The following is a 26,459-nucleotide window of genomic DNA, read 5'->3' as shown; positions in this document are numbered from 1 at the left end:
CCAACCGATACCCCTGATCCGGTACCAACTGATACTCCCGATCCGGTACCAACCGATACTCCCGATCCGGTACCAACCGATACCCCTGATCCGGTACCAACTGATACTCCCGATCCGGTACCAACCGATACCCCCGATCCGGTACCAACTGATACCCCTGATCCAGTACCCGCAGATCCAACACCAACAGATAATGCCGACAGTGGGAGTTCCGGTTCCAAATCCAGTTCTAGTTCCGGTTCCAGCAGCATAGGAAGTGGTGTTTCCGCAGAGCCGGCCAGCAATATCCAAATCAAGGAGCTTGCTACTAGAAACGTGATGAGTGGGTATCATATTAAATATGAATTCCCGGAAAACGTTACCTGCATAACATATATTGAATATGATGCAGAAAGGACATTCAGAAGGACAACAGCAATTGCAGAAGTACTTAAAGGCAAATCCACACTTGTCCCAAAACTTCCTTCTGGCAGAATCTATAAACATGTGAATATCTGGGTAGGAAATAGTGGAGAAGGACTTCCTACTTCCCTTAAAAATGGATTAATCGGATTCAAAGTTGAAAAAGACTGGATTGAAGCTAATAATGTCAATGAATCCCTTATAACCCTTCAATGGTATAACAAAGGCTGGAAACCGCTTTCCACGGTAAAAGTTGGCGAAGATAAAGATTACGTTTATTTTAAGGCAAAAACTTCTGGATATTCCTCCTTTGCGATAACAGAATATCAGGAAGGAAAATTACAAAAAACTCTGAGAAACCTGGAAAGTGAAGGAAAGTCACTTCTGAACGGAAGTGCAGGACAAAACGGTCCAGACAAAAAGCCTATGGAGACAGCTAAAATATTTATGGTAATTGCTCTGCCCCTATTTGCGCTTATTGTAGGATACGGCGTGTTGAAGAAAAAGATCTAAAAGGTTTCTTTAGCATGAAAGTAGGTGAGATTTTGTTTCTCTCCTACTCCTCATTATTTTTTCCCATAAATTCCCGCGAAGAAATAATCCGCGATAAATCAAAACTTTCCTTGCATAAGCGGGCCGTAGCAAACGGATAAAACATTCAGCTTATTTTATTTTTACCGCAAGCATTCTGTCAAGGGCTTCTTTCGCCCTTATCCGCACGTCCTCGGGAACAGTCACTACGTGCTGCATCTTTTCAAGGGAAGCCAGGACTTTTTCAAGATTGACCATTTTCATGCTGGGACAGCAGGCAAATTCAGAGATACAGTAATATGTTTTTTCCGGAGCTGCCTTAAGGAGCCCATGAATAAGCCCGCACTCCGTGCCGATTATAAATTCCTGTGCAGGAGAGTTTTTCGCGTACATGATCATTCCTCGCGTGCTTGCCACATAGTCTGCAAGTTCCAGGACATCAGGGCGGCACTCGGGATGAGCGATGAATTTAGCCAGGGGATGTTTTTCCTTCATTTTCAGGACATCTTCCCTCAGGACCTGGTGGTGTGTGGGGCAGTGCCCTTCCCAGGGAATTATTTTTTTGTCGGTCCGGGCCGCAACGTAGGCAGCCAGGTTCTTGTCAGGCACAAAGATAACCTCTTCGGCGTCCAGGGAGTTTACCACTTCTACAGCGTTGGCAGAGGTACAGCAGATATAGGACTCTGCTTTGATTGCAGCCGAACTGTTTACATAGGAGACGACCAGAGCTTCAGGGTGCTTTTCTTTGAGTCTTTTAAGGCCTTCCACATTTACCATTTCAGCCATCGGGCATGTGGCATCGATTTCCGGTAACAGGACCGTCTTTTTCGGAGAAAGGATTGCAGCGCTCTCTCCCATAAAATGAACGCCGCAAAACACAATAACATCTGCGTCCTGGCGGACAGCTTCCTGGCTCAGGGCAAGGGAATCCCCTACAAAGTCCGCAATGTCCTGGACTTCGGGGCGGGAGTAATAGTGAGAAAGAATTACTGCGTTTCGTTTTAGCTTCAATTCCTGGATCCTTTTTATAAGGTCTGCTTGATGCATGGGACCACCATAATATTTGAGAGAAAAATATGAATATAGAATTTTTTTAGTGTAAAGAGGCCTTTAATTAAGACGTTTAGATTTTTAACGTAAAGGCATTCTGGCAAAAGTGCATGTTAAACGTAGAAAGGAGTGCAATAAGGAACATTCTATCCATGAGGCACTTTTTCGCATACATGCAACCTTCTTCGGAGGATTTACGTGCTTAACTCCTCCGGACTATATAATGTTTGTGAACCTAATGTTTGTGAACCCCACCCGCCTTCAATCCGTAAATCTAAGTTCAGGCACCTGAATCCTGTCAGTTCAGGTTCAGTCCTCAAGGTCCAACCGGGAAGAATTCAGGTCCCGATCTGGACGGGATTCAGGATCTTTTTGAGGGTAGAAACTGCAGAAAGGGCTGCAAGATAACTTGTTTTCGGATTTTCCGGGGAAGGAAGATTTTCCACTCTGGTGCTAAATTTGCCGAATTCTCCTTCAACGGTGATCTCATGCACATTTCTGGAAAGGGAGGGGTCAGCTATGATTCTTACCCTGGTCTGCTCAAAACCTATGCCTGCAAGACTTATCGTAGCGGCCACGTTAACGTTTGCAGGAAAGGCTTTTACGGCTTCGGAGGCCGTCCCTTCAAAAAGTACGGTTTCTTTTCCAAGTTTTTCAAGTTTTATGCCGTGTTCCACAACATAAGGAGCTCCCATGAGTCCTGACGGAGGTTTCCTGGTGGTCAGGGTGACCGAGGAAATGCCAGCCGCAGATGCTGAGTTTAATCCATCGATGCCGACAACCGCACCCGAGGGGAAATAAAGCTTGCAATTGTGCTGTTTTGCAAGCTCGAAAAGGGTTGTCCTCAGTTCTTCATCGGCAAGGGCACCCACGCTCAGGACCATCACATCACATCCGGCCTTAAGGGCCTGTGGTACAATGGATTTGACAGCATTCTGAGAGGCGCTTTCTATAACAAGATCCACACTGCGTATGAGTTCTTCAATCTCCATATATGCAGGACTGCATGTCTTCAGGGAAGCTGAAAGTTCAAGGATCTTGCTCTCCGAAGAGTCACAGAGAGCAGACAGCTCTGCATTGATCTCTCCGTTATCAATAGCCTTGCAAATCTGTCCGCCAATGAATCCGCAACCAATAACTCCAATTTTCAGTATTTCAGGCTCCTGAGAATAATCAGTAGATTTTAATTGCTTTAGCCAGTAACTTAAGTTGTTTTAGCTGGTATTTTTCAATTCGTTATAATTGCTTGCATTATAATTTTCTTTATCTGTCCAGAATAACGGAAATCCGGGAACGGGATTACTGTATTCCGTTCTCTCACTTAAAATCTTCTGTTGTCCGGCTTTTGTTTTCGTCTCAAAACTCTTCTGCACATTTCTACCCGTTCTTTGCCTATTATTTACCTGTTCTCATGTTCTTTTTCCTGTTCTTCACCTGTTCTTCACCTGTTCTTCACCTGTTCTCATGTTCTTTGCCTGTTCTCAGCACCTTACTTTGGAGAACCCAAATTACAAACAATAAAGTAAAAACGGAATAAAGAGATACTAAAGGAAAATGCCCGCGCCTCTTATAAATCCGGGCAGCATTAAGTATCGGGGTAAAAATCATGCTTATCAGAGAAGTAGAAAGCTTCATAGAAGAAGATCTGGGGTACGATGATGTTTCGTGCACTATTGTTCCGGACAGGCCTGCAGAAGCCATCATTTTCACAAAAGAGGATTGTACGGTTGCCGGACTCAATGAGGCAGCATCAATATTTTTTTATTTTGGAATTCAGGCAGAAACAGGTCTTAAAGATGGGGATTGTCTCAGCAAGGGCGATATAATTTTCAGGCTCAGGGGAGGAGCGGTATCCATTCTCAGGGCAGAGCGCCTTAGCCTTAATTTCCTCGGGCACCTTAGCGGGATTGCAACCCTGACCAGGAACTGTGTGGATGTCGTAAGAAAGCACTCCGAAAGCACAAGGCTTGCGTGTACAAGGAAAACTACCCCCGGAATAAGGAAATTCGAAAAGCTCGCTGTCGCTGCAGGTGGCGGAGACACTCACAGGTTTAACCTCTCGGATGCGGTTATGATTAAAGATAACCACATCAAACTCATGGGAATAGAAGCCGCAATCAAAGCAGCGCAAAAAACAAGCTTTACGCGGAAAATTGAGGTTGAGGTAGAGTCTGCAGAAGACGCGGTCTTTGCTGCAGAACTGGGAGCTGACATTATCATGCTTGATAATATGCAGCCTGAGGCGGTCAAAGAGACTCTCTCCGTACTTGAAGAAAAAGGACTCAGGAAATCAGTCCTTGTGGAAGCCTCAGGAGGAATTTCCCCCGCAAACCTTGAAGGTTATGCAAAAACAGGAGTTGATGTAATATCAATGGGCTCCCTTATCCACAAATCAAGATGGATAGATGTTAGCCTGGAAATAGTCAACTCCGAGAACTGAAACTATAGTTTCGGATGTAAATGCTTACAGTTAACTCCCCAGATGCGTTATAACCACGGAAGTGCCCGGTATTCCGTGGTTTCTGTGCCTTCGGTGGTTGGTATCTTTGTTTGAGATTAATGAATAAATTTTGATACTTGCCTATAAGTTAACACATTAATCTTTCTCTTTTTTATTTAATAGATTTTCCTGTTGAAGACTTTTAACTTTTAATTCTTTTTACACCAATGATTACAATTCTATTTTATGATATGTTTCATTTTTCGGCCGAAACTTTGAAAAACACCGAAAAGATAAAAAGGAAGTAATGAATAAAGATTACAAAGATAATAATATAAAAATATAAACTTATGAAACAAAAACAACTCGAAAACCCGGATGAAAATTAATGTTAAATCCAGCTTCTAATATTCCACTTGTTTCAGAATTTATTCTTGAGGATTATGTGGAATCTCACGTATTCAACCGTATATTTTGCACTTAAATATAATAACAAATCTAAGATGTATTACAAGTTTTCAATCCGGGTATTTGTAAAAAATTTATTTATGTAATTAATCCTACAGCGGTTGGTGCCTGTTATGAACTTATACAAATTAATAATGCATTATAAACAGCTAATTCAATAATATTCATCTAAAAATAATTTAAAGGAGAATGACCTGCCATAAATAATCTTTTTTTATAAGGAATTTGAGGTAGCAGAAGTGAAACTGAAAGGGACCCATAGAACTGTTTTGTTTGCGTTTCTCATCCTGCTGACGCTTGGCAGCACAGCATCGGCAAGAACCACAGTGTATGACGGTGATATTGAGGAAGGGGAGGTATATCAGCTTAATAATTACATAATCGAAATTACCGATGTCTTCCCTGAAGCTAGCACAGCCTCATATTACGTGTACGAAAGAGATAAGGAAATCGCAAATGGCCTGCTGGATATAAACGAGAGTTTTGAGTTTGATTTCGAGGATGATGGGGAAGTCCAGATGCGCCTGAAGTCCGTGCATGGTGGAGGCGTATTACCCAGGGCTACAGTTGAGATAAGTATATCAAACTACAACATAGGAGACCTTTATGTAAGTGAGGTTATTGAAAGCGGGCACTCTGGAACAACCTTCGCAGGGGATCCGAAGCTTGTAATAGTCAAGAGCGTAGATAAATCCGAAATAGAGGTAGGAGATGTCATAACTGTTACTGTGACTGCAAGAACTACCGGAAACGATGTTGCAAACAAGGTGCTGTTTACGGACCCTAAGCAGGAACATTTTATCCTGAAAGAAACCACTTACGAAGTTTCGACCAGCATCCCTAAAATTGATTATGGGCAATCAGTCCCTGAAACCCTTGTTTATATTTATAACCTAAAAGCAACCGAGGCAGGAACCTTCGACCTCAGAGCTGTGACTGCTACTTATACGAACAGTGCCGGTCAGACTTACCAGTCTTCTTCTAACACACCATCCATTACTGTAAGTGAAGGAAATAAGCAGATTGCGAATGTTGATTCCATAATGAATGTGGATCTCTTATCTGTAGGAAGGAACGAAAAAATCACCTCAACCGTAATCTTGAAGAATACCGGAAGTGCCCCTGCACAGGCTGTCCGCCTCGACATTATGGTTCCGGACGGTATGGAATACGTGGGCGGAGACGAGGGGATTGAAACCATAGGCGGAAATCCCAGAATATACCTTGAAACTCTGCAGCCCAATAACGACAAAGAGTTCAGGTATACTTTAAAAGCAAAAGAAGTGGGAACTTACAGTATAAATTCAGAGCTTTCTTATGAATACAGTAATGGTGTAGATGCCCAGAACATTAAGCAAAACGAGGAGTTTGCAACTTCCCGTATCAATGTAAAAGAAGGTAAGTTCGATTTTCTGATTAAAAACCCCTTATACATCATAATTTCAGCAATCATCCTTGCAGTCATTGGATTTCAGGTCTACAGACGGCACAGGGAATACAGGTATTAAAAGAGTAACACTTTATCAATAATATATAAAACTTAATCACCACTATACCAACTTAATCACTACTATGCCAACTTGATTAATAATATAAATAAGATGTAATGTCCTTGATCGATTCCATACAGGAAAAATGTTAATTCACCTTTAAAATGGAGGAATTTTTTGCTTAATATACTGGTAATAGGAAACGGGCAATGTGGAAACAGGATTCTTGATTCCATTAACCGACATGCAATGGGAGGGGGAAAAAGCTGCAACAAGCTTGCAAAGTTTTATTCAAAGCAGAAATTTAAAAGCCATGTTGAAACCCTTGCCTTCAACACTGCCGTTAATGACTTAAAAGAGATGAAATTTACAAAAGCAAAAGATAGAGTCCATATACCTCACCTGCACGGAGTCGGTGCAAACCGGAATGTAGGAAAGCAGGTCTTTGAAGAAAGTAAAGAACAGATTATGCGGCAGATTGAGGAAAGGGGCAATTTTGATATCGCCTTTGTACTTACCTCAGCTTCAGGCGGCACAGGCTCTTCTTTTACCCCTCTTCTCGTAAAAGAGATGAAAAAACGCTATGATTATCCTATTTATTGTGTCGTTGTCCTCCCTTTCAGGGAAGAAGGAACCCTTTATCTTCAAAATGCAGCTTTTTCTATCCGGGACATCCGCCAAAGCGGAGCAGACGGGATTATCCTTGCTGATAACCAGTACCTGAAAAATATAGGGGGAAGTATCCAGGATGCCTATAACGGCATCAATGACATGATTGCAGAACGCCTTCTCTTCCTTCTCGATGCTCTTGATAGTGAGATGATGATGGTAACGGACCTCGGGGATTTCAAAACCGTAATGAACGGGGGTGCAGGGCTTGCAACAATCGGCTTTTTCAGGGCTGATAAGGAAATGCCTGTTAAAACCGCAATCCAGAATTCACTCTCTCCTTCAGGCCTTTTATTTTCAACCAATGTTTATGAAGAAGCAAGCAGGGCAATGATCATAATCAAAGGCGACCGCAAATACCTGAGCATAGACGACATCTCAACTGAAATCGAAAAACTTTCCGGAGCCGTAGGGCATGTCTTCAAGGGGATAGTCGTATGCAACGGAGAGTATCCGCAGATTCTTTCACTTCTGACCCTGGAGTCAGCCCATGAGCTGGAAAAACTCTATAATGTGGCAGTCCAGGCAATCCACTATGAAAAGGCAAAAAAGCAGCGCGTGGAAGAAGGAGTAGAAATGGAAAAAGCCTTTTCCCAGATTGAAGGGCTGGAACCTGAATACTGAAATTCAGGTCCTTCTTCTTCTGACCTTTTTCTCATCTTCTTCTTCTTCTTCTGACCTTTTTCCCGTCTTCTTCTGACCTTTTTCCCGTCTTCTTCTGACCTTTTTCCCGTCTTCTTCTGACCTTTTTCCCGTTTTCTTCTTATCTTTTTCTCATCTTCTTCTGACCTTTTTCCCGTCTTCTGTGTAAAATAAATGTACCATTTGCAGGACAACGCGAAATCTGTCAAAAAAGTCACTGTTCACAGGTACCCCCAGCACAATAATGAAAGTAGCAGCGGATTCATAACACCCCTGTACTCACTATCTATATTATCCTCAACCAAATTAAATCTCACAATAAATCATACCAATATTTGAAAAATTATTGGTATTATAAGAATTAATCGAATAAATTAGTTAACTTTATGTAATACGCTTTCTCTAGTAAATTAGAGGAACGTAACATGAATATATCCCCCAGTATTAAAATAACTAAAATTATTTTCATTGGAGTGCTCATAGCTGCCCTGGTCGTAACCTCAGGATGTACGAGCAAATCCACTCCTGTTGAGGACGGAGAAGATGCGGCTCCAGCAGAGTCTGCCGGGATCACTACAAATTCCGAGGAGTTAACAGAATCCGCAGGAATCACAATCACAGATGGGTTCGGCAGAAATGTAACCATACCTGAAAATGTCGAAGAGGTCGTCTGCTCAGGGGCAGGATCCCTGCGCTACCTTGTATACCTGCAGGCTCAGGACTTCGTAGTCGGAGTTGACAGCCTGGAAAAGAAGGAGTCAGCGGTAGAAGGCCGTCCTTATGCCCTTGCAAATCCGCAGCTTAAGGACTATCCCCTGATCGGCGAGTTCAGGGGCAAGGATGACCCGGAAAAGATCATTAATATCAACCCTCAGGTTGTCCTGAAAACCGGCACAACTGGCCAACCTTCGGCAACAAATGCCGCTGAAGCCGACAGTCTCCAGGAAAAAACCGGAATCTCGGTAATCTCATTCCCTTACGGGTCTTTGAAGAACGAGGAGCAGAAAGCTGAAATGTATAGTTCACTCCGGATAATGGGTGAGGTAGTGGGCAAACAGGAAAGAGCAGAAGAGGTAATCGCTTATATCGAAGCTACGATGGAAGACCTTGAAAACAGGACTGCAGACATTCCGGAATCCGAACGAAAGACTGTTTATGTCGGAGGGGTGAGCAGTGCAGGAGCTCACGGGATAATTTCCACAGAACCGGCTTATCCGCCATTCCTCTGGGTAAATGCAAATAACGTTGCAGCCGGAATGGGCGCAGACCATGCGGATATTGCTAAAGAAGCCCTGGTAAACTGGGACCCTGAGTATATCTTTATCGACATTGGCACCCTCCAGCTGGGCAATGAAGGAGCCGTCGGAGAACTCAAGACCGATCCGTCACTCAAAGGGCTTTCAGCCGTGAAGAATGGCAATGTTTACGGAGTGATACCCTACAACTTCTACAGCACCAACTATGAGTCAGTGCTTGCAAACGCTTATTTCGTAGGAAAAGTGCTCTATCCGGACCGGTTTGAGGATGTCGACCCTGAAGCCAAAGCCGACGAGATCTATACCTTCTTCCTGGGCAAACCTGTGTTCTCTGACCTGAACGGACAGTACAATGATACGGGTTTCAATCAGATTCTAAAGTAAGATGGAGGGTATAAATAAGTGCATTTTGCCGACGGAGCAGTGCCCGAAGATTACCTCGTATACGTGCGAAGGAAGTACTTCTGGATAATGGGGGGGCTCCTGCTCCTTTTTTTTATGCTTATATACTCGATTTCCGTAGGAGAGGTAACGATCCCCCCCTATGGTGTATTACAAACCCTGATGGGGGAGAACATCTCTGATAGATGGGATTCGATAATCTGGAACATCCGTCTCCCTCAAGCCCTGGCTGCGATAGTAGCAGGAGCCGGGCTCTCAGTTGCTGGGGTGGTAATGCAGTCTATCCTGCGTAACCCTCTCGGGTCTCCGTTTACTCTCGGCATCTCAAACGCCGGAGCTTTCGGGGCTGCCTTCTCAGTAATTGTGCTCGGGACAGGGAGGATGCAATCGAGCGTTGCAAATGCCGTCATCCTCAACAATCCTTACCTGACCACAATGGTAGCTTTCATCTTTTGCCTTCTTGCCACAGGGGTAATCCTGCTCATCTCCCGGATCCGCGGGTCTTCACCCGAGGTAATGGTGCTTGCAGGTGTTTCACTGTCTTCCCTCTTTACCGCAGGGACGATGTTCCTGCAGTACTTTGCTGACGATACCCAGCTTGCAGCAGTTGTCTTCTGGACCTTTGGCGATGTCGGAAGAGTGAAAAACTGGCCGGAACTGGGGATTATGACAGGGGTTGTCCTGTTCGCGGTCATATTCTTCATTGCCAACCGCTGGAACTACAATGCAATCGATGCAGGGGATGAGACCGCAAAAAGCCTCGGTGTCAACGTGGAAAAAGTCAGGCTTATAGGCATGATTATTGCTGCACTTGTCTCGGCTGTTATCGTTTCGTTCCTTGGCGTCATAGGGTTCGTGGGGCTGATCTGTCCGCACATGGTAAGGCGGATTATAGGGGATGACCAGAGATACCTTATACCCGGCTCAACTCTTCTTGGGGCAATCCTCCTTCTGGTATCGGACACCGCAGCCAGGCTTATAGTGTCCCCATATGTGCTTCCGGTCTCCATTCTGACTGCTTTCATGGGGGCACCAACTTTCATTTACCTGCTCATCAGGGGGTATAAACGATGATTCTTTCTGTAGATGAACTCCAGTTTTTATATCGTAACCGTAAAATCCTTCATGAGATTGCCTTTTCAATCGATGAAGGCGAAGTTGTCGCAATCCTGGGTCCCAACGGAGTTGGCAAGACTACCCTGTTAAAATGCCTGAACAGGATCCTCAACCCGAGAGGGGGAGCAGTCCATATAGACGGGGAAAACCTTTCCGACCTCGGGACAATGGAAATTGCACGCCTTATCGGGTATGTCCCGCAGCGTGTGGAAACAGGGAGGCTGACGGCTTTTGATGCAGTCCTGCTAGGTAGGCGGCCCCATATTAAATGGGATATTACGGAAAAGGATCTCAAGATCGTTGATTCGGTCTTCAAGTTACTCTCGATGGAAAACCTGCGCCTGTCCTATATCGATGAGATGAGCGGAGGCGAACTCCAGAAGGTAGCAATAGCACGTTCCCTTGTTCAGGAGCCAAAAGTCCTTCTCCTTGATGAACCTACAAGCAGTCTCGATCTGAGGAACCAGGTGGAGATCCTGGCCATTATCAGGCAGATAGTCCTTAAGCATAAGATTGCGGCTGTGATGACGATGCATGACCTCAATCAGGCTTTCAGATATGCAGACCGGTTCATTCTCCTGAAGGGAGGGAAAGTTCACGCCTATGGAGGAGTGGAAGTAATTACCCCTCAGGTAATCGAAGAGGTATATGGCCTGCCAGTCGTTATCGGGGAGATTTCAGGTATGCGGTGTGTAGTTCCGGGGAGCCCTGCATGGGACTGCAAAATAAGCTACGTTGCAAGCAAATAATGATACCGTAATGAAAAAAGCGGCACAACTGCGGGCAAAAAAACACTGGGTCGCACTTTCTGACACCTCATATCAGAGGCACAGGAAGGATTTTACGTTTTAAAAAGAGTATAAGGGGGTTTGCCGGAAAGGCAAACTCAATCCTTATGTGGAAAAATCCCTTGAGTGGGAATTTTCAGGTTTATCTGGTAATCATCATTTCTGCGGTTTCAGGCTTGTAGAACCAATCTCTCGGAAGTACCTTTTCCTGTTTGTAGTACTTAACAAGCCTTCTGATCTTGGACTCAGTCAGGTTGAGGGAACGCTTGTTGTGTACGTCTTTCTTGTTAATTGTAAGGTGCTTCCTCAGTTTCAGAGCCTTCACGATGAGGTTGGTAAGATCTTCGGGAATGTTAGAATAAACGTTGTTTTCCTTGAGAATTGTTGTGATCTTCTTACCTGTGACAAGCTTGGCGTCAGGGACTCCATAGCGGTCTCTTAAAATCATCCCGATTTCGGATGTGGATACACCCTGTTTCCAGAGATCCAGTGTAATCGAAGTGACTTCGTCTGCTCCAATCTTGCACCACTCAGGGGCTTCGGTTCTGTTAGGCCTGGTGGATGCTGACTTTCCTTTTCTTTTGGTATGCATTTTTGCCATATCTGATTCTCCTGATATTAATTGATCGATACCCGAAAGAAAAGCTCTTCGGGCTGAGGTTATATCTTTACCGACTATAACGGACCAACACATCGATCGGGAGATTTTTAATCCGCCACAGCAAACTGCTGCGTGGCTTTTTTCAGGAACTCCTGCAAAAGCGTAAGTGTTTCGGTAAAAACATCACTAGAGAATGCACCATATAATATATACTTTGTGTCGGGAAAAAGAACGAAAAAAGTTAAAAGCATAAAAATAGGATCAGAGCCTCTTCCGGCGAAAAGATTTACTGAAAAAGGCTTTCATTCCCATTAAAACGGTTTCCAGAGGTAAAGGATTATTCTTGCCCCGCCGGGATTGATCTGCCTGTGAATTGATTCTATCCCTGTATCCCTTAGAGCCCGAGCCTCCGAGAGATCTTCAGCCTCGAGTATGGCATAAACAGTCTCGTTAATCTCACCTGAAAATTCAGCTTCAAGTTCTGCCCTTATCTCTTTTCTGATATGGTCCGCCAGCAGGTCTTCAAGCAGAGAGAGTTCTGCAGTAGATACATTTTCGGGATAGGTTTCGGAATCGAGTGCAAACCCTGTTTCAAGCAGTTCCGAGAGATAGGCATTAAATTCGTCTTCTGTTGAGGGGGAATGTTCTTCACCCGCATTTTCAGAAACCCCGTAAAGCAGGGTTTCAAAAGACTCATCTGCTTCTTCTCCGAAAACCGATCCTGAATATTCCGCCGGGAAAAGCAGCTCAACAGCTGTCTCCGCCCCTTCAAGAGCTGCGGCATCAAGAGAAGCATTAAAAGCCTGGAAAAGTGCTGTTGAAGCCTCTTCGTCAGAAGCGTTAAGTGAAGTTTCAAGCATAGTATCATTCACACAGGCAAGAAGGGCATCTTTAGAAGGTGCACTTGCATAAAGAGGCATGGATAGTTTTGTACTCTGTCTTATAGCATCTGCAGGAGGTTCTTCTCCGACTATAAGTTCACTTCCCATCGGAAAAGCTCCCACGGGATACCAGTAAGCTTCAAAGCGATAAGAAAACCTCCCTGCAACCTTTCTGTCCAGATAAGCAGCTATAGTTTCAGAAGCCTTATCTGAATAGTCCTCAGCCAGGGGGTTGAGCAAAATGGCTGAGCCGTTGTTTGATAGAGTAAGGGATATGGCCAGGTATTCGGCTGTCAGGTCAGCGAAAGTCCTGTGTTTTTGTTCTTTTCCGAAAAGGGTGTGAGCAGGACTTTCCACAATCGAGTTTTCGGGGACTGATATGTTAAGTGCCGAAAGAGGGGAGATTTCGTACTCGAAGTCCTCAAGTTTACAGGAAAGAAAGGATTCGAGCAGATAAGCGTCCAGTTCTGAAGAAGTCACATATCCGGCTGCAATATACTGTTCATCAGCCTGCAGGGAGGGCATAAGAAGGATCCCGGAAAGTGAAATTAACACAAGCAAAAATAGGGCATCAAAAACTGTAGAATAACCTGAAGACTCCCTCATATAAACAGAAGATTCCTTAACAGTTTCACCCTTTACATTTGTATTTTTTACTTTTTGTGGCTCTCCGGAATTTTGAGAAGCTCTCACAGGTTTCATCTTATTTCACCTCTTTCTGTCCTGAATCCGATTTCCTGTCAAGGGGCAGTCAATTCCTGCTTTTTATGTTTACTGGCTTGCTCCTGTTTCACATCCACGGAGTTTTATACAGCACCACAGTAAGGGTCCCAGGGACCGATTCTGCAGGATTCAACTCGATTACAACCGGCACTGAAGCCGCAACTTTTTCATGTTTTCCAATAAAATGCCCAGGTTCGACAATTTCAGGATCGATGAGCCACTGCCAGCGCCCATCTCCGGTCCGAATTTCGACCAGAAACGGATAGTTTCCGGAAAAGGCTGCAAAAAATTTCATTCTCGCATCCTGTCCATCGGGACCTGACAGCTTATCAAGGGCTGATGCAGAAAGCATGCCAGGACTTTCGGCTCTAAAGGCAGGTGCTTCGGCCAGCGTTCCTGCAAGGAGGGAAGCGCTTTCATAGTTCTCAAGAGCAAAAGAGCTGTCCTCATATCCCATGTATGCCCTGGAAAGAAGGGCAGCAAAGACCACGAAACCTATGACAGCAAGAGCAGTGGCAAGAAGATCGGAATGGGGTTCAAGGACTCCCCTTTCATCCCTTAATATTGACGTGTACGTTGTTTTTACTGACTTTTTGACAACCGGTTTATCGGCAACTCTGCAAAGATCACTGATAAACAAGGATACAACCAAAAGCAAAACCCCCCTCACTGTCATTTATATAAATGTGCTCTTTTTTTACAGAGATACTTTCTTCAGGGTCTAAGATTATCTCCTGAGTCCCCATATTCTGTAAAAAAGTCAAAATTTCTTTATAATCAGCTGTAAGAGGAGACATTTCACTGCCGTCGGTCCCAAACCTTGTGCGAAGTTTTTCCTGAAGTACGGATTCGTTGAAAGGCAGAACCCTGCAAGCAAAAGGTCTTACAGCCCTGAAACTCCTTTCATTGTATTCGGCTTCCAGACAGACGTATTCTCCCGAAACAAGAACCTTTACATCTTCCCTGAATGGTAAAGCCCGAAAAACCTCTTTCTCATTAAAACGATAATAGTAAGTCCCCTGAGAGTCAAAAGTTTCCTGAGAGCCCCTAGGAAATTTACTCGGAAAATCTTCCTGAATACTCCTTATTTCTACTTCATCTACTTCGGTTTTGAAATCCCTTGCAAGGAAATCGAGCTGTTCCTGTGCCTCGAGGTCTTTAAATCCGGCAGCCAGTTGAAAAAGGGCTGCAAAGAGGATTACGCTGGCAAGAATAAGTGCCGCTTTTGAGATTAATAAGTCAGCCCATGCCGAATCATTCTCTGAAAAATCCTTTGCCATACAGATTTCTCCTGACCTCATGTTTTTTCATCAGCTCCGGTTTCAGAGATCAGTACGAAAAGCCTTCCGGATTCAGGCTCGATCTTTGTTGAAAGGAGTACTCTGTGCCTGCCCGGCCCAAGTGAAAAGGGTCCGTTAATCTCCTGATTCGAAAAGGAAGCAACTGCGGGATAAAAGGTTGACTTCCCTCCAACAGTGATACAATAATTATCCGCATCCTCGGGCCAGTCCCCCTCCCGATCAGGCAGAGTCCCGAAGTCTACAGATGCTCCGTGTGGTATCCTTATCTCAAAGGCAATTTCACTCCCTTCTCCGCGTATGGAGAGCTGTTCGGCAGCAGCTGTTAGTTTTGAAGCTTCATCCAGGGTTTCCCGTTCCCTCACTTCCTCCAAAAAACCAGAAATATAGACTGACGAAATAAGTAGAAGTACAGCAAAGAGAATGCCTGTAACTGTAAACCTGAAAGGAAGCCCGCATACAGCAGATTCATCAGTTATAATTTGACAGGCTGAAACTTGAGCCTTATTAGACGTAAATTTACCCCCCACGCCCAGATTCCGGATAACTTTGGGAATTAAAAGTAATAAAATTTAAGCAGTTGGTCTATAAAAAGTTTATCTTTTTTTTGGATTGAAAAACAGGGCAATAAATATATTGTCTAAATAATATCCTCAAAATTAATAATAAGTGGGATAGAGAATCTAAGTGATAAAAAAGGAAATAAATGAAAAAAAGGAAATAAATAAAAAAAAGAAAATAAATAAAAAAAAGAAAATAAATAAAAAGAAGGAAATAAATAAAAAAAAGAAAGGGAAGGAAAGGAAAGGAAAGGAAAGGAAATAAAGAAGCAGAAATAGGACAAAAGGAATACTTTCAGTCCGGCTGCCCTGTAATCTTTCCTATTATTTCTTCCAGTGTCAAAAACTCCTGTTCTCCGGATACCATATCCCTGAAAGTCAGTTTTCCTGCCTCGAGTTCTTTTTCCCCGACTATGATCACGTAGTCGGCATTGATGGTATTTGCATAGGTGAGCTGGGCTTTGAAATTACGCTCCATGAGGTCTATATGGACAGGCAGGTAATTCCTCAGGGTAGTTGCAAGTTTTGCAGCTTCCAGATGAGTCTCGGGTTTTGAGACCAGCACCAGTTTTCTGGGTTCCGGGGTTTCGAGCGGACAGATCTCCATTATCCTGTCAAAACCTATCCCGAAGCCTGTAGAAGGCACATCTCCGCCTCCGAAAAGCTTTATAAGCTGGTAAGAGCCTCCCCCGCAGACCTGTTTCTGGGCGCCAAGGCCTTCGGCATAAACCTCAAAGACCATGCCCGTGTAGTAGTCAAGCCCGCGGGCAATCCCGAAATCAAGCGAGTAATTGACGCCGTATGCATCAAGAAGTTTAAGGGTCTTTTCAAAGCTTACAAGCTCAGGTATGTTCCCGACTATTTCTTTTGCCTGAGGGAGGGTGTACCTGCCTTCGAGATTTATCAGGCGGAAGATGTCGGACTTCAACTGCTCTTCTGCTCCTATTTCCTCAAGCAGGGCTTCAAGGCCTGCATACTCTTTCTTGTCCACAAGCCTCATGACCTTACTTACGATCTCGGGTTCAAGCCCTTTTAAAAGCGTACGGATCACTGCAAGGTTTCCGATCTTCATGTCGCCCTGAATGCCCACAGCTTTTAACATTGCATCGGCAAGGGCAATAACCTCGGCGTCCGAGTCGGATTTTCCGCTTCCTATGAGTTCAACCCCGAACTGCCAGAATTCCCTGAAACGGCCTTTCTGGGGGCGCTCGTAGCGGAAACAATTTTCAAAGTAGAATAACTTCAACGGCTTGGGGAGAGACTGAAGTTCGTTTACATACATCCGCATGACAGGAGCCGTAAGTTCCGGTCTGAGGGTCATCTCCCTGCCTCCTTTGTCCGTGAAGTTATAGAGTTCCCCTATAATACCTTCTCCGGACTTAAGGGTAAAAAGGTCCAGATGTTCAAACGTGGGCGTAATGATCTCACTGTAGCCCCAGTTACGGACAACATTTCGCATAACGCTTTCCACGTACCTTCTCCGGGCAGTATCTGCGGGTAAAAAGTCCCGGGTCCCTCTTGGCCTGTTAACTGTCATTTTTTAATGCACCTGGTATATATCGAATTTAGAGAATTTATGCTGAAGACATAACCGCTTGTTCGGATAAATAACTCATATACATTTCATAAGCAGCATATAAAGCTCTTGCAAATAGTCTATATCTATTCTTAATCTATGAAAGAAAGGGTCAGGTTAGTTTCCTGGATTAAATGGATTCCTATAGGAAGCATTATCCTTACATTCTACTGTAATCTGCGGTTTTACAATATCATAATCTGCAGTTTTATAATATATTCTGCGGTTATACGGAAGCTGCTCTGTTCCTCTTCAGCTTTTCTGGATGGAGTAGTCAAAAACAAGCTATTTTACTTTTTCTATATCCCCCTCTAAAAGTCAAAAAATATACAAATAGAATATACAAATAGAAATCAGTTAGAAAAGCAGATATAATAAGAGTCCAAAACACTTGTAATATATTTTTTATGTAAAATAAAGTATAATGGATTCCAGAAAGCAGAGTTTTCGCAATCAAACAACAACAAAGCAAATAAAGGCAAGTTTGAACCGGCTAATATAATAAACAACTTAATATACATGATTCACGCTAAATATTTGCGATCGACGTGTCAGAGCAAAGAAGTGTACCTTTAAGGGAGCATCTGCTGGCCCTGAAACCCTGCAGACATGGAGGGTTAATCCAGGAAACTTCGGAGACATACGGGATCCCCGAAGGTGAAATTCTCGACTTCAGTGCAAACTTTAACCCACTGGGAAGCCCATTTGACTACCCCGAAAGCGGATTAAACTTTGGGGATATCATTGAAGAGAGCCTCGGAAAACTCCTGGAATACCCCGACAACAGGTATCTGGAGTTCAGGGAAGCTGCTGCTAGATTTGTAGGACTGGGTGTTACACCGCAGAGTATTATTCCTGGTAACGGTTCAACGGAAATTGTCAGGCTTGTAGTTGAATCTGTGGTAGAAAAAGGAGACAAGGTCCTTTTACCATGGCCCACTTTCGGAGAATACGAAATGCAGTGCCGGATCGTAGGAGCAGAGCCGGTATATCCTGCACAGGACGAGGTGGATACACTATCGGATGAGATGCTGGATAAGGCAAAAATCCTTTTTATCTGTAACCCGAACAACCCTACTGGCAAACTCCGCAGCAGGGAAGAACTCAAAGCTCTTGCAGAACGCTGCAGGGAGCATAAAACTCTTCTTTACGTAGACGAAGCCTTCATTGAGCTATCCGATTATTCACAGAGCGTTGCAGACCTTCCTGCAGACAACGACTATGTTTTTGTCATGCGCTCTCTTACAAAGGACTTTGCGATCCCCGGGATCAGGATGGGCTTCGGGATAGCTTCTCCGGATATGGCTGAGATCCTGAACACAGCAAGGTTGTCCTGGAACCTCGGAGCTATTGCAAACACTACCGGAATCGCGCTTCTCAACATAGAAGGCGGGATTGACAGCCCATACCTGAAAAAAGCAAGGGCAATGATCCTTGAAGAAGGGGAAAAGCTCAAAGCCAAACTTGACAGGATAAGAGGCTTTGAAGTCGGGGAAGTAAATGTTAATTTTATCTTTGTCAACATTAGCAAATTCATGCTTGACTCAGGTGAACTGAGTGCACGCCTTGCAGCTCGCGGGGTCCTTATTAGGGACTGTGTCTCATTTCACGGCCTGGGAAAAGATTACATAAGAGTTGCCGTCAGGACTGGAGAAGAAAACGACAGGCTCATTGCTGCAATCGGAGAAGTTATCACCGAGTGGGGCAGAGAACAGGCAAAGAACGAACTGCAGCAAGTAATCGAAAAAGCCAGTGAAGAAGGCATAGGAGGCAGGAAGACCTGCGAGTATTACCCCTGCCACTTTGAAGGCCAGAACTGCACCTTCTGCTTCTGCCCATTTTACCCCTGTGAAAACGAGAAAACCGGTGGAAAATGGATCAAGAGCTCAAGAGGCGGCAGAGTCTGGAGTTGCGTTGACTGCCACCTTGTCCATAAGAAAGAAATAGCCCAGAAGGTCCTTGACTGCCTTATGCAGGAAGGGGATACGGACGAACTTGTAAAAGTGGCCTGGAAAAAAGTAATGGAGCCTATCTTATGATTATCCCGGACAGCGGGCACCTTGCTCTGGTACTTCTGCTTGCTGCAGTTATAGACATAGTTTTCGGAGAGCCTCCTGCTGCTATTCACCCCGTTGTCTGGATCGGAAAATTAATCAGTTTTTTGAAAAACGCAGCCCCAAAAACCCACAGGAAACTCTATGGTGTGGCAATGGCTCTTTGCTGTGTTTTCTTCGCGTCTTTACTGGGTTATTCCGTTCTCTACATTGCAGCCCTTCCGGGAATTCCGTACATTTTAGCACTCTTAATCGAAGCCTACTTCCTGAAAGCCACCTTTGCAATCAACTGCCTGCTGAGCCCTGCCAGAAAGATTTACAAACACCTTGAAGAAAACCAGCTGGAAAAAGTCCGGGAACTGCTCCCTATCTACGTCAGCCGGAACACCTCCAAACTGACAAAAACTCAGATGTCTTCTGCGGTTATTGAATCCGTCTCCGAAAATTACGTGGACGGTGTCCTGAGCCCGATTTTTTATTACGCACTTTTCGGAGAACTCGGGCTTGTGGCTGCCTATGCCTTTAAAGCCATAAGCACTCTTGATTCGATGGTAGGGTATAAAACCGAGCCTTACAGGGAACTGGGATACTTCTCAGCGAAGTCAGATGATGTGTTGAATTGGATTCCTGCACGTATTTCAGTTATCTTTATCCTTGCTGCAGCCTTTTCAATATCCTTATTCCCTAAAAACGGACGAAAAATCAATCCGCTCGACAGCATAAAGGCTGCTCTCGAAGACGGGATGAAGACTCCGTCCCCCAATTCCGGCTATCCGATGGCTGCTACTGCCGGGGCTCTGGGGGTTAAACTTGAAAAACCCGACACTTATGTGCTGGGAGCCTCATACCCGCCTACCGAAGTAAAAGATATAAAACGGGTCTCCCAATTAATAGCAATTGCTTCAGGGTTTTCACTTGTTGCTTTTGTGGCAGTAATCCAGATAACGGGAATTTACCTGTATCTGTGATCTGTAGATGTACACCCATTACTTTGAAACCCTTACTTTGAAACCCTTACTTTGAAACCCTTACTTTGAAACCCTTACTTTGAAACCCTTACTTTGAAACCATTAATTTACAGGACCCCCGCCAATTTCATAATCCGGATGCGCGGAAGCTGGGACCCTGAGAAATCGGAATATGCTCGGCAGGTGATGCCGGAAGCAGTTAAATCCATTATAAATCCATTACATTAACCGGTAAAAAGCTTAAAACCAATTTCTCGTTTTAAGCTCCATCATTTCAAGCTCGACCGTTTTAATACTATTATCAAGCAGAAACTAACCGTTTTGACAACCCCGGAGTGATCAGTATGAAGTTATCCGATATTGAGGAAAGGGACCTGAAAAAAGGGCAGCCTGAAAAAATAGAGGGAAAAGCTACCGTCGATATCCTCGATGTCCTGGCCGAAGAAGGCATAAGTATCCAGGACCTTGCGGACACGGCTCTCGAAATGTATGTCCCTCACCCCGGACTTGAGACAAGGGAAAAAGCCGAAGCTCTGTTTAAAAGGGAACTCAAATTCGCTCTGTCGGACCCGAATCTCTGCCTTCTTATTTATTCCGGGGTTCTGCTGGAGAGGGAAGGCAGAGCCGGAAACCTTCCGAACCTTAGCAAAAGTTCTTATGAAAAAGACCTTAGTTTTATAATCGCTGACGAAGTGCTGGGCAACAGCATCGCAAACTATATCAGCGGCTCTAAAGGGACATTCGAGTTTGTCAGGTATGACAAACTAAAGCCCGGAATCCTTGCAAATCTGGGGCCTTTCATGGACGACGTCATAGGGGGCCTTATCGGAGGCGTGTCTTCCAATATGTATTCAAGAGGTATGGCAGAGTTTGAAAGAAATGACTAAAAAACAGGCGATACATAATGAATTCATATTTACTGGCATTTAAGTCGGGTTTTGGCTTCCTGTCCACGATCCCTGTAGGAATCAGTATGGAAGGGATCGATGAACTCATGAAAAAGATCTACTTCTACCCTATCGTGGGAGCCGTAATCGGACTTCTCATAGGGGCATTTGCATACATAGGGCAGTTGATATTTCCGGGCCCGTTCCTTGCAGCCCTTATCATGGGAGTCATATATTACATTACAGGCTTTAACCACCTCGACGGGGTCACTGACATGGGAGACGGCTTTATGGCCCATGGGTCCCTTGAGAAAAAAATCAAAGCCTTAAAAGATACGACTCTCGGGACAGGAGGAGTGGCGTTCGGCATGCTTGTACTGCTTGCCCTGTACGGTTCCATAAGGTCTGTCCAGGAAGAAGGCTTTACAGCTTTTGGTTCTAACCTTCCGCTGCTTATGTTTGCATCCATGTTTATTGCAGAGGTCAGTGCCAAGCAGTCCATGTTAACCATTGCCGCTTTTGGGAAACCGATTCCTCCCCCGAAAGACCAGGCTTACCCGGGTCTTGGAGCCATGACCATAAACGGGGCAACCCATAAAAATTTCCTCATAGGATTTATCTTTGGAGCAGTTGTATGTTCCCTGCCATTTGGATTGATAGGGCTGCTTCCCTACCTTGCAGCATGTGCCTCGGCTCTTGTACTCCTTAACAGGAGTTATGCCCACTTTGGGGGCTTAAACGGCGACGGAATAGGTACTGCTAACGAAATTGGAAGAATAACTGCCCTGATTATTATTGCGGTTATCCTCAAACTTTCATTAAACACCGGAGGTCTGGAATGGACGCTATTGTAATGGCAGGAGGGTTCGGGCAGAGGCTTGGAATGGGGGAAAAGCCCTGTGTTGAATTGCTCGGAAAGCCACTCATTACCTATGTGATAGATACACTTAGATCAACAAAAAATATCGACAGAGTTTTCGTAGCGGTCTCGCCTGTTACCCCGAAGACCGAAATCATGATTCAGGAACGCTACAAAGGCGAGGTTCAGGTAATCAGGACTTTTGGAGGAAACTATGTAGGGGACATGATTCATGCAGTGGAAACTGCAGGAACGACAGGTCCTGTAATGATTATCATGTCCGACCTGCCCCTTATAGACTCCGAGCTTATTGATTCGGTAATCCGGAAATACAGGGAAGAAGGAAAGCCTGCACTTTCCGTATATGTCCCTATCAATGTATGCAAGGGAGCAGGAACCAGGCCGGATACTGTATTTAACAAGGATGGAAAACTTATCGTGCCCGCTGGAGTAAATATCCTTGACAGTTCTCAAATCCGAACCGAACAGGAAGACTTTAATCTGATACTTGATAATCCCAAACTAGCACTAAACGTAAATACCGTTAAAGACCTGCAGCGCTGCAAGGATTTGCTGCAGTGCTCAAACTAAATGTTGCAGTGCTCAAACAAAAATTTGCTAGAGGTGTCATATATTTTATCCTTAAAAAACCTGATATTGAGCCGTGATGGAAAAAAAATTCTGCGTGGGGTCAACCTTGAAGTGGGAGACTGTGAAATCCACAGCATTATCGGCGCAAACGGTGCAGGGAAAAGTACACTTGCCTACACCCTGATGGGGCTCCAGGGTTATGAACATGAAGAAGGCAGCATCATTTTTGATGGGGAAGATGTTGCAGTACTTTCGATAACCGAGCGTGCAAAAAAAGGCATAACCCTTGCCTGGCAGGAACCCGCTCGCTTTGAGGGGCTAAAGGTCAGGGATTATCTTGCAATTGGGGCAAAAGGCAATGGAGGCATTACAGAAGACGAGATAAAGGAAGCCCTCAGGAAAGTCGACCTGAAACCTGAAAAATACCTTGACAGAGAAGTAGGCGAGGCATTGAGCGGGGGCGAAAGAAAGCGAATCGAGCTTGCCTCTATCATTACCATGAAGCCGAAACTTGCAATTCTTGATGAACCTGACTCCGGAATTGACGTGGTTTCCTTAAAAGAAATCGTCTCCCTGATCCGGGCGCTCAAAGAAAACGGCTCTTCAGTCCTTGTAATCACGCACCGGGAAGAAATTGCAGCTGCCTCGGACAAAGCATCCCTTATGTGCGAAGGGTCAATCCTCAGGAGCGGGGATCCCCTGGAAATCAGCGAATTTTTTAAAAACAGATGCATACCCTGTGACAGCCGGGTATCACCCCCAAAGGTGGTCTGAAAAATGACTCAGATTACATTGAATGCGCTTTCCAGAGAAGCAGAAGGCATAACGGCAGCTTATACCGCAGCCGGAGGAGATACTGCAGTCCTGCATGATCATGGAATCTCAAGTCTTGTGATAAGCGGGAACAAGGTGCTAAGTGCAAATGCTACCGAAGGCGTAGTGCTTGAGAAAAAAGAAACCGAACACGGCGTGGACATTAAACTGACCATCAAAAAAGGATATAAAATCCCCCTGCCTGTCCACCTCTGTTTCGGTGTGGTCCCTAAAGATGGGCTTCAGGAAATCAATATGGACTTCGTAGCCGAAGAAGACTCGGCTGTGGAACTTATAGCCCACTGCACCTTCCCGAACGCTGAAAAGGTTATCCACAAAATGGATGCTGAGATGCTTATCGGAAAGAATGCGTCCCTGAAATACACCGAGACCCATTTCCACGGCTCCCACGGAGGAATTCAGGTGATCCCGAAAGCCCATATAAAGATCGAGGAAGGAGGCAGTTACTACACGAACTTTTCCCTTCTCTCCGGAAGGGTAGGGTATCTGGAATTCGATTACAGTGTGGATGCCGAAAAAGACTCGATCTGCGAGATGGTCACCAAGGTCTACGGAAAAGCAGATGATATGATAAAGATCCTCGAGAAAATCTCCCTGAACGGGGAAAACGCCCGCAGTGTTATCAAAAGCCGGCTTGCCATAACTGATAATGCCATATCGGAATTCAGGGGAATCACCGAAGGCCGCGCCCCGAGAGCCCGCGGACACGTGGACTGCATGGAGGTCATCCAGGGCAATGCAAAGGCTGAAGCCGTGCCAATTGTCCGGGTCGACAACCCCCTTGCCAAGGTTACTCATGAAGCTGCAATCGGCTGCGTGGACAAAAAGGAAGTAGAAACCCTCATGGCCCGCGGTCTTGAAGAAGACGAGGCAATAGACATTATAGTAAAGGGAATGCTGGCTTAAAATCTGCCTTCATCCCTTCTTTGCCTGAATCCGGCATCCTTTATACGGGGTTCAGCCAATCTAGAACAATTTACTGGAAAATTTAGAGATCTCAACACTGAAGTAGGTGGAAAGTATGAATGGTGAATTAATCATTCTTGAAAAAAAGTATTCGGAAAGAAACCTGCAGTTAATTACGGGAAAAAAGGACATAAGTTCGCATACGGTGGATATTCCCGAAGAAATGTTGCTTTTAAGTGAAGTAATCGAAGACCCCAGAAAACTTCCTTACCTGCTGGAAACCTTTTATACTGCACAGATAAAGAATGAAAAAGCTTTTCATTTTGCTCTGCTCAGAGTCCAGGTAGATTCTGATATAAGGATGCATGAAGACATCCAGAGATACCAGCAGAGAAGATACGTAGCTGAAACCCTTGAGAAATTACTCTACGGGGAGCTTATGCTTTCAGTAGGGGATAATACGAGCCTTGAAGAAGACTGAGGGCTCTGGCCTTAAAAGAGTTCTTTCCCGTTTACCCTTTTCCCTCTCCTTCTACATTCAGGAACTTGAAGCAGTAATGAGTTTTCCAAAACTCCTGTTTTTTACAGAAGCCCGGACTTTTGACTTAAACTTTCGATTTTCTTCAGCCTTTTTGCTCTCGGGTAAAGAGTTTCTTTTGCCGTTGAGAACCAGCAGAAAAAAATCACATCCTATCACGTTTTTATCCTCAGTGTTCCTGAGCCCCGGCGTATATTTACACCAAATCGAAGAAATCCGGGGTTCTACTTAAACATTAAAAATAATAACTATTTAATAATTTTAACAAGATATAAATATATAGATTCAAACGATATTAAATAGGGGGTATAGCCCGGAAAAACGGGATTTTTCAGTAGCTTTCCGTGAGAACGCCTGGAAGGATAACAGAATAGAGGTGAGGTTCGGGAAGACAAACTACCGGCACTACCATATTTAACAGACAGGAAGAGTAATCCGGAGGAGGGGGCCAAAAGTACAGCTGTATAGTGGGAACTATAGATGTAGAAACCTGGGGGTTAAAGCAGGTACCAGCAACAGACAGAAACTGATGCAAAAGTAGATCTCGATCCCTCAGGAAAAGCGGGAAAATGAAACTCGCTTTCTGGAAGAGATGGTTTTTCTTTTTAAATGTATAGACTGGGATTCTTCCGGCACGAAGAACCCACTGTTCTTACAAAATAAATGTGGAAAAAGAGGGTTTTAAAATGGCAAGCAAAGAAGAATTACTTCAGGAACTTTCGGATGCGATTATTTCCTGCAAGAAGGACAGGGTGATTGCAGCCGTAGAAAAGGCAAAAGGAGTGATGGAACCGGCCGAGATCATTGAAAAGGGGCTTGCGGCCGGAATGAACCAGGTAGGGGTCCTCTTTGAGAGAGGCAAACTTTTCTTACCCCACGTGATGATGGCTGCAGACGCGATGACTGCAGGGGTCAAACTCCTTGAATCTGAAATGCCTGTGGGAGCCCAAAAAAAGACAATGGGAGTCATTGTTAACGGGACCGTAGAGGGAGATGTGCACGACATAGGCAAGTCTATAGTCTCTACCATGCTCCAGTCCGCAGGATTTGAAGTTCATGACATCGGCAGGGATGTCCCGATCAAGAACTTTATCGAAAAGGCAAAGGAGGTCAATGCGGATATGATCGGACTTTCGGCCCTGATGACCACAACTCTTCCTGGACAGAAAGGGGTTATCGAACTCCTCAAGGAAGAAGGTATGAGGGAGAGGGTAAAGGTCATGGTCGGAGGAGCCCCTGCAACCCAGGCCTGGGCCGATAAGATAGGGGCAGACTGCTACGCAGAAAATGCCAGCGAAGCCGTGGCAAAGGCAAAGGAACTGCTCCTTGGGAAGTGAGAATAAATGGCAACAGAATACGCTCTGAGGATGGGAGACGGAAAGAGGATCTTCCTTACCAAAGAAAAGATTGTTGAGGAGATTGAGGCAGGTACGGCTAACGCCGCTGACCTCGGTGAGATTTCTGTCCTCAGTGATGGTGAACTTGAAAAGCTTGCAGAAATTCTGATGATGCCTGGAAAGGCAGTCAGTGTTGAGCAGGGCATGGAAGTTCCTGTAACCCACGATATCGGTACCCTCAGGCTTGACGGGGACCAGGGCAACAGTGGTGTTGGTATTCCTTCCAGCCGTCTTGTCGGCTGCATGATGCACGAGAGAGCCTTTGGTGCCGACACCATGGAACTCGGTCACATCGACTACAGCTACAAACCTGTAAAACCTGTGGTTTCAAATGAGTGTCAGGCAATGGAAGTCTGCCAGCAGAACATGGTCATCCCTCTCTTCTACGGGGCAATGCCGAACATGGGGCTGTACTACACTCCTGACGGACCCTTCGAGAACCCGGGAGACCTCATGAAGGCTTTCAAGATCCAGGAAGCCTGGGACTCTATGGAACACGCCGCAGAGCACCTTTCCAGGGACACCGTATGGG

General features: G+C 44.9%; 26 protein-coding genes. 18 read left to right on the top strand and 8 right to left on the bottom strand.

Annotated elements, in window-relative coordinates; translation table 11 throughout:
* Nucleotides 1-915, top strand: a 915-nt coding sequence (locus tag EO95_RS12995) for a PGF-pre-PGF domain-containing protein (RefSeq protein ID WP_156164060.1), incomplete at its 5' end; no start/stop codon positions are given.
* Between the two features lie 150 nt (nt 916-1,065).
* Here EO95_RS12995 and nadA read toward each other — a convergent pair.
* Complete coding sequence (gene nadA, locus EO95_RS12990; RefSeq protein ID WP_048135251.1) at nt 1,066-1,980, bottom strand: quinolinate synthase NadA; 915 nt, start codon at nt 1,978-1,980, stop codon at nt 1,066-1,068.
* A gap of 341 nt (nt 1,981-2,321) precedes the next feature.
* Nucleotides 2,322-3,137, bottom strand: a complete 816-nt coding sequence (locus tag EO95_RS12985; protein WP_082106048.1) for an aspartate dehydrogenase — start codon at nt 3,135-3,137, stop codon at nt 2,322-2,324.
* A gap of 452 nt (nt 3,138-3,589) precedes the next feature.
* Between EO95_RS12985 and nadC the strand changes: the two genes are divergently transcribed.
* The 6 genes from nadC (at nt 3,590) to EO95_RS12950 (ending at nt 11,215) form a co-directional block, all read left to right on the top strand.
* Nucleotides 3,590-4,423, top strand: a complete 834-nt coding sequence (gene nadC, locus EO95_RS12980) for a carboxylating nicotinate-nucleotide diphosphorylase (protein WP_048135248.1) — start codon at nt 3,590-3,592, stop codon at nt 4,421-4,423.
* Nucleotides 4,424-5,130: 707 nt separating this feature from the next.
* Nucleotides 5,131-6,399 (top strand): BatD family protein, encoded by a 1,269-nt coding sequence (locus tag EO95_RS12975; RefSeq protein ID WP_156164059.1) that lies wholly within the window; start codon nt 5,131-5,133, stop codon nt 6,397-6,399.
* A gap of 159 nt (nt 6,400-6,558) precedes the next feature.
* A complete protein-coding gene (locus tag EO95_RS12970; RefSeq protein WP_048135244.1) occupies nt 6,559-7,674 on the top strand; it encodes a cell division protein FtsZ in 1,116 nt (371 codons plus the stop codon).
* A 443-nt stretch (nt 7,675-8,117) separates the two neighbouring features.
* Nucleotides 8,118-9,332, top strand: a complete 1,215-nt coding sequence (locus tag EO95_RS12960; protein WP_048135241.1) for an iron ABC transporter substrate-binding protein — start codon at nt 8,118-8,120, stop codon at nt 9,330-9,332.
* An 18-nt stretch (nt 9,333-9,350) separates the two neighbouring features.
* Nucleotides 9,351-10,424, top strand: coding sequence for an iron ABC transporter permease (locus tag EO95_RS12955; RefSeq protein ID WP_048135239.1), 1,074 nt, complete (start codon nt 9,351-9,353; stop codon nt 10,422-10,424).
* A complete protein-coding gene (locus EO95_RS12950; RefSeq protein WP_048135238.1) occupies nt 10,421-11,215 on the top strand; it encodes an ABC transporter ATP-binding protein in 795 nt (264 codons plus the stop codon). Before EO95_RS12955 ends, EO95_RS12950 begins: the two co-directional genes overlap by 4 nt.
* Before the next feature lie 181 nt (nt 11,216-11,396).
* Here EO95_RS12950 and EO95_RS12945 read toward each other — a convergent pair whose 3' ends face one another.
* The 5 genes from EO95_RS12945 to EO95_RS18305 form a co-directional block, all read right to left on the bottom strand.
* On the bottom strand, nt 11,397-11,855 hold the full coding sequence (locus EO95_RS12945) for a 30S ribosomal protein S15 (protein WP_048135234.1): 459 nt from the start codon (nt 11,853-11,855) through the stop codon (nt 11,397-11,399).
* Nucleotides 11,856-12,166: 311 nt separating this feature from the next.
* On the bottom strand, nt 12,167-13,438 hold the full coding sequence (locus EO95_RS12940) for a hypothetical protein (RefSeq protein ID WP_235283014.1): 1,272 nt from the start codon (nt 13,436-13,438) through the stop codon (nt 12,167-12,169).
* Between the two features lie 88 nt (nt 13,439-13,526).
* Nucleotides 13,527-14,111: a hypothetical protein gene (locus EO95_RS12935; RefSeq protein WP_235283013.1), complete on the bottom strand. Its 585-nt coding sequence runs from the start codon at nt 14,109-14,111 to the stop codon at nt 13,527-13,529.
* Nucleotides 14,086-14,739: a hypothetical protein gene (locus EO95_RS12930; protein WP_235283012.1), complete on the bottom strand. Its 654-nt coding sequence runs from the start codon at nt 14,737-14,739 to the stop codon at nt 14,086-14,088. Before EO95_RS12930 ends, EO95_RS12935 begins: the two co-directional genes overlap by 26 nt.
* Before the next feature lie 17 nt (nt 14,740-14,756).
* Nucleotides 14,757-15,122 (bottom strand): hypothetical protein, encoded by a 366-nt coding sequence (locus EO95_RS18305; protein WP_235283011.1) that lies wholly within the window; start codon nt 15,120-15,122, stop codon nt 14,757-14,759.
* A gap of 322 nt (nt 15,123-15,444) precedes the next feature.
* Between EO95_RS18305 and EO95_RS17695 the strand changes: the two genes are divergently transcribed.
* On the top strand, nt 15,445-15,582 hold the full coding sequence (locus EO95_RS17695) for a hypothetical protein (RefSeq protein ID WP_156164058.1): 138 nt from the start codon (nt 15,445-15,447) through the stop codon (nt 15,580-15,582).
* A gap of 30 nt (nt 15,583-15,612) precedes the next feature.
* On the opposite strand, the gene hisS is transcribed toward EO95_RS17695, so the two are convergent.
* Nucleotides 15,613-16,854, bottom strand: a complete 1,242-nt coding sequence (hisS, locus tag EO95_RS12920) for a histidine--tRNA ligase (RefSeq protein ID WP_048135231.1) — start codon at nt 16,852-16,854, stop codon at nt 15,613-15,615.
* A 587-nt stretch (nt 16,855-17,441) separates the two neighbouring features.
* On the opposite strand from hisS, the gene cobD reads away from it, so the two are divergent.
* The 10 genes from cobD to mtbB form a co-directional block, all read left to right on the top strand.
* Nucleotides 17,442-18,932, top strand: a complete 1,491-nt coding sequence (gene cobD, locus EO95_RS12915; protein WP_048135229.1) for a threonine-phosphate decarboxylase CobD — start codon at nt 17,442-17,444, stop codon at nt 18,930-18,932.
* Nucleotides 18,929-19,915 (top strand): cobalamin biosynthesis protein, encoded by a 987-nt coding sequence (locus EO95_RS12910; protein ID WP_048135227.1) that lies wholly within the window; start codon nt 18,929-18,931, stop codon nt 19,913-19,915. Before cobD ends, EO95_RS12910 begins: the two co-directional genes overlap by 4 nt.
* Nucleotides 19,916-20,259: 344 nt before the next feature.
* Nucleotides 20,260-20,802 carry an alpha-ribazole phosphatase CobZ gene (cobZ, locus tag EO95_RS12905; RefSeq protein ID WP_048135221.1) on the top strand — a complete coding sequence of 181 codons (543 nt, stop codon included), beginning with the start codon at nt 20,260-20,262 and terminating at the stop codon, nt 20,800-20,802.
* Between the two features lie 17 nt (nt 20,803-20,819).
* On the top strand, nt 20,820-21,656 hold the full coding sequence (gene cobS, locus EO95_RS12900) for an adenosylcobinamide-GDP ribazoletransferase (protein WP_048135216.1): 837 nt from the start codon (nt 20,820-20,822) through the stop codon (nt 21,654-21,656).
* Nucleotides 21,641-22,252, top strand: a complete 612-nt coding sequence (locus tag EO95_RS12895) for an NTP transferase domain-containing protein (protein WP_048135215.1) — start codon at nt 21,641-21,643, stop codon at nt 22,250-22,252. The genes cobS and EO95_RS12895 overlap by 16 nt, the downstream gene beginning before the upstream one ends.
* A gap of 66 nt (nt 22,253-22,318) precedes the next feature.
* Complete coding sequence (locus EO95_RS12890; protein WP_048135214.1) at nt 22,319-23,026, top strand: ABC transporter ATP-binding protein; 708 nt, start codon at nt 22,319-22,321, stop codon at nt 23,024-23,026.
* Between the two features lie 3 nt (nt 23,027-23,029).
* The gene (locus EO95_RS12885; protein ID WP_048135212.1) at nt 23,030-23,992 is read left to right on the top strand and encodes a SufD family Fe-S cluster assembly protein; all 963 of its coding nucleotides are present in this window, start codon (nt 23,030-23,032) and stop codon (nt 23,990-23,992) included.
* Between the two features lie 115 nt (nt 23,993-24,107).
* Nucleotides 24,108-24,473, top strand: a complete 366-nt coding sequence (locus EO95_RS12880; protein WP_048135210.1) for a hypothetical protein — start codon at nt 24,108-24,110, stop codon at nt 24,471-24,473.
* Between the two features lie 743 nt (nt 24,474-25,216).
* The gene (gene mtbC, locus EO95_RS12875; protein ID WP_048135208.1) at nt 25,217-25,867 is read left to right on the top strand and encodes a dimethylamine corrinoid protein MtbC; all 651 of its coding nucleotides are present in this window, start codon (nt 25,217-25,219) and stop codon (nt 25,865-25,867) included.
* Between the two features lie 6 nt (nt 25,868-25,873).
* Nucleotides 25,874-26,459 (top strand): [dimethylamine--corrinoid protein] Co-methyltransferase (gene mtbB, locus EO95_RS12870; protein ID WP_048135207.1); only part of this gene is annotated, 586 nt, incomplete at its 3' end.

Source organism: Methanosarcina sp. 1.H.T.1A.1 (assembly GCF_000979295.1).
Classification (GTDB): domain Archaea; phylum Halobacteriota; class Methanosarcinia; order Methanosarcinales; family Methanosarcinaceae; genus Methanosarcina.
Note: the sequence above shows the minus strand (reverse complement) of the source record. Positions and strands in the feature narration are given on the sequence as shown.

Coding starts and splice junctions, on each gene's coding strand:
- EO95_RS12910 (WP_048135227.1), top strand. CDS start 18,929: ATGATTATCCCGGACAGCGGGCACCTTGCTCTGGTACTTCTGCTTGCT.
- EO95_RS12940 (WP_235283014.1), bottom strand. CDS start 13,438: ATGAAACCTGTGAGAGCTTCTCAAAATTCCGGAGAGCCACAAAAAGTA.
- cobS (WP_048135216.1), top strand. CDS start 20,820: ATGAATTCATATTTACTGGCATTTAAGTCGGGTTTTGGCTTCCTGTCC.
- EO95_RS12945 (WP_048135234.1), bottom strand. CDS start 11,855: ATGGCAAAAATGCATACCAAAAGAAAAGGAAAGTCAGCATCCACCAGG.
- EO95_RS12880 (WP_048135210.1), top strand. CDS start 24,108: ATGAATGGTGAATTAATCATTCTTGAAAAAAAGTATTCGGAAAGAAAC.
- EO95_RS12895 (WP_048135215.1), top strand. CDS start 21,641: ATGGACGCTATTGTAATGGCAGGAGGGTTCGGGCAGAGGCTTGGAATG.
- cobZ (WP_048135221.1), top strand. CDS start 20,260: ATGAAGTTATCCGATATTGAGGAAAGGGACCTGAAAAAAGGGCAGCCT.
- hisS (WP_048135231.1), bottom strand. CDS start 16,854: ATGACAGTTAACAGGCCAAGAGGGACCCGGGACTTTTTACCCGCAGAT.
- nadC (WP_048135248.1), top strand. CDS start 3,590: ATGCTTATCAGAGAAGTAGAAAGCTTCATAGAAGAAGATCTGGGGTAC.
- EO95_RS12950 (WP_048135238.1), top strand. CDS start 10,421: ATGATTCTTTCTGTAGATGAACTCCAGTTTTTATATCGTAACCGTAAA.
- EO95_RS12930 (WP_235283012.1), bottom strand. CDS start 14,739: ATGGCAAAGGATTTTTCAGAGAATGATTCGGCATGGGCTGACTTATTA.
- mtbC (WP_048135208.1), top strand. CDS start 25,217: ATGGCAAGCAAAGAAGAATTACTTCAGGAACTTTCGGATGCGATTATT.
- nadA (WP_048135251.1), bottom strand. CDS start 1,980: ATGCATCAAGCAGACCTTATAAAAAGGATCCAGGAATTGAAGCTAAAA.
- EO95_RS12960 (WP_048135241.1), top strand. CDS start 8,118: ATGAATATATCCCCCAGTATTAAAATAACTAAAATTATTTTCATTGGA.
- EO95_RS12885 (WP_048135212.1), top strand. CDS start 23,030: ATGACTCAGATTACATTGAATGCGCTTTCCAGAGAAGCAGAAGGCATA.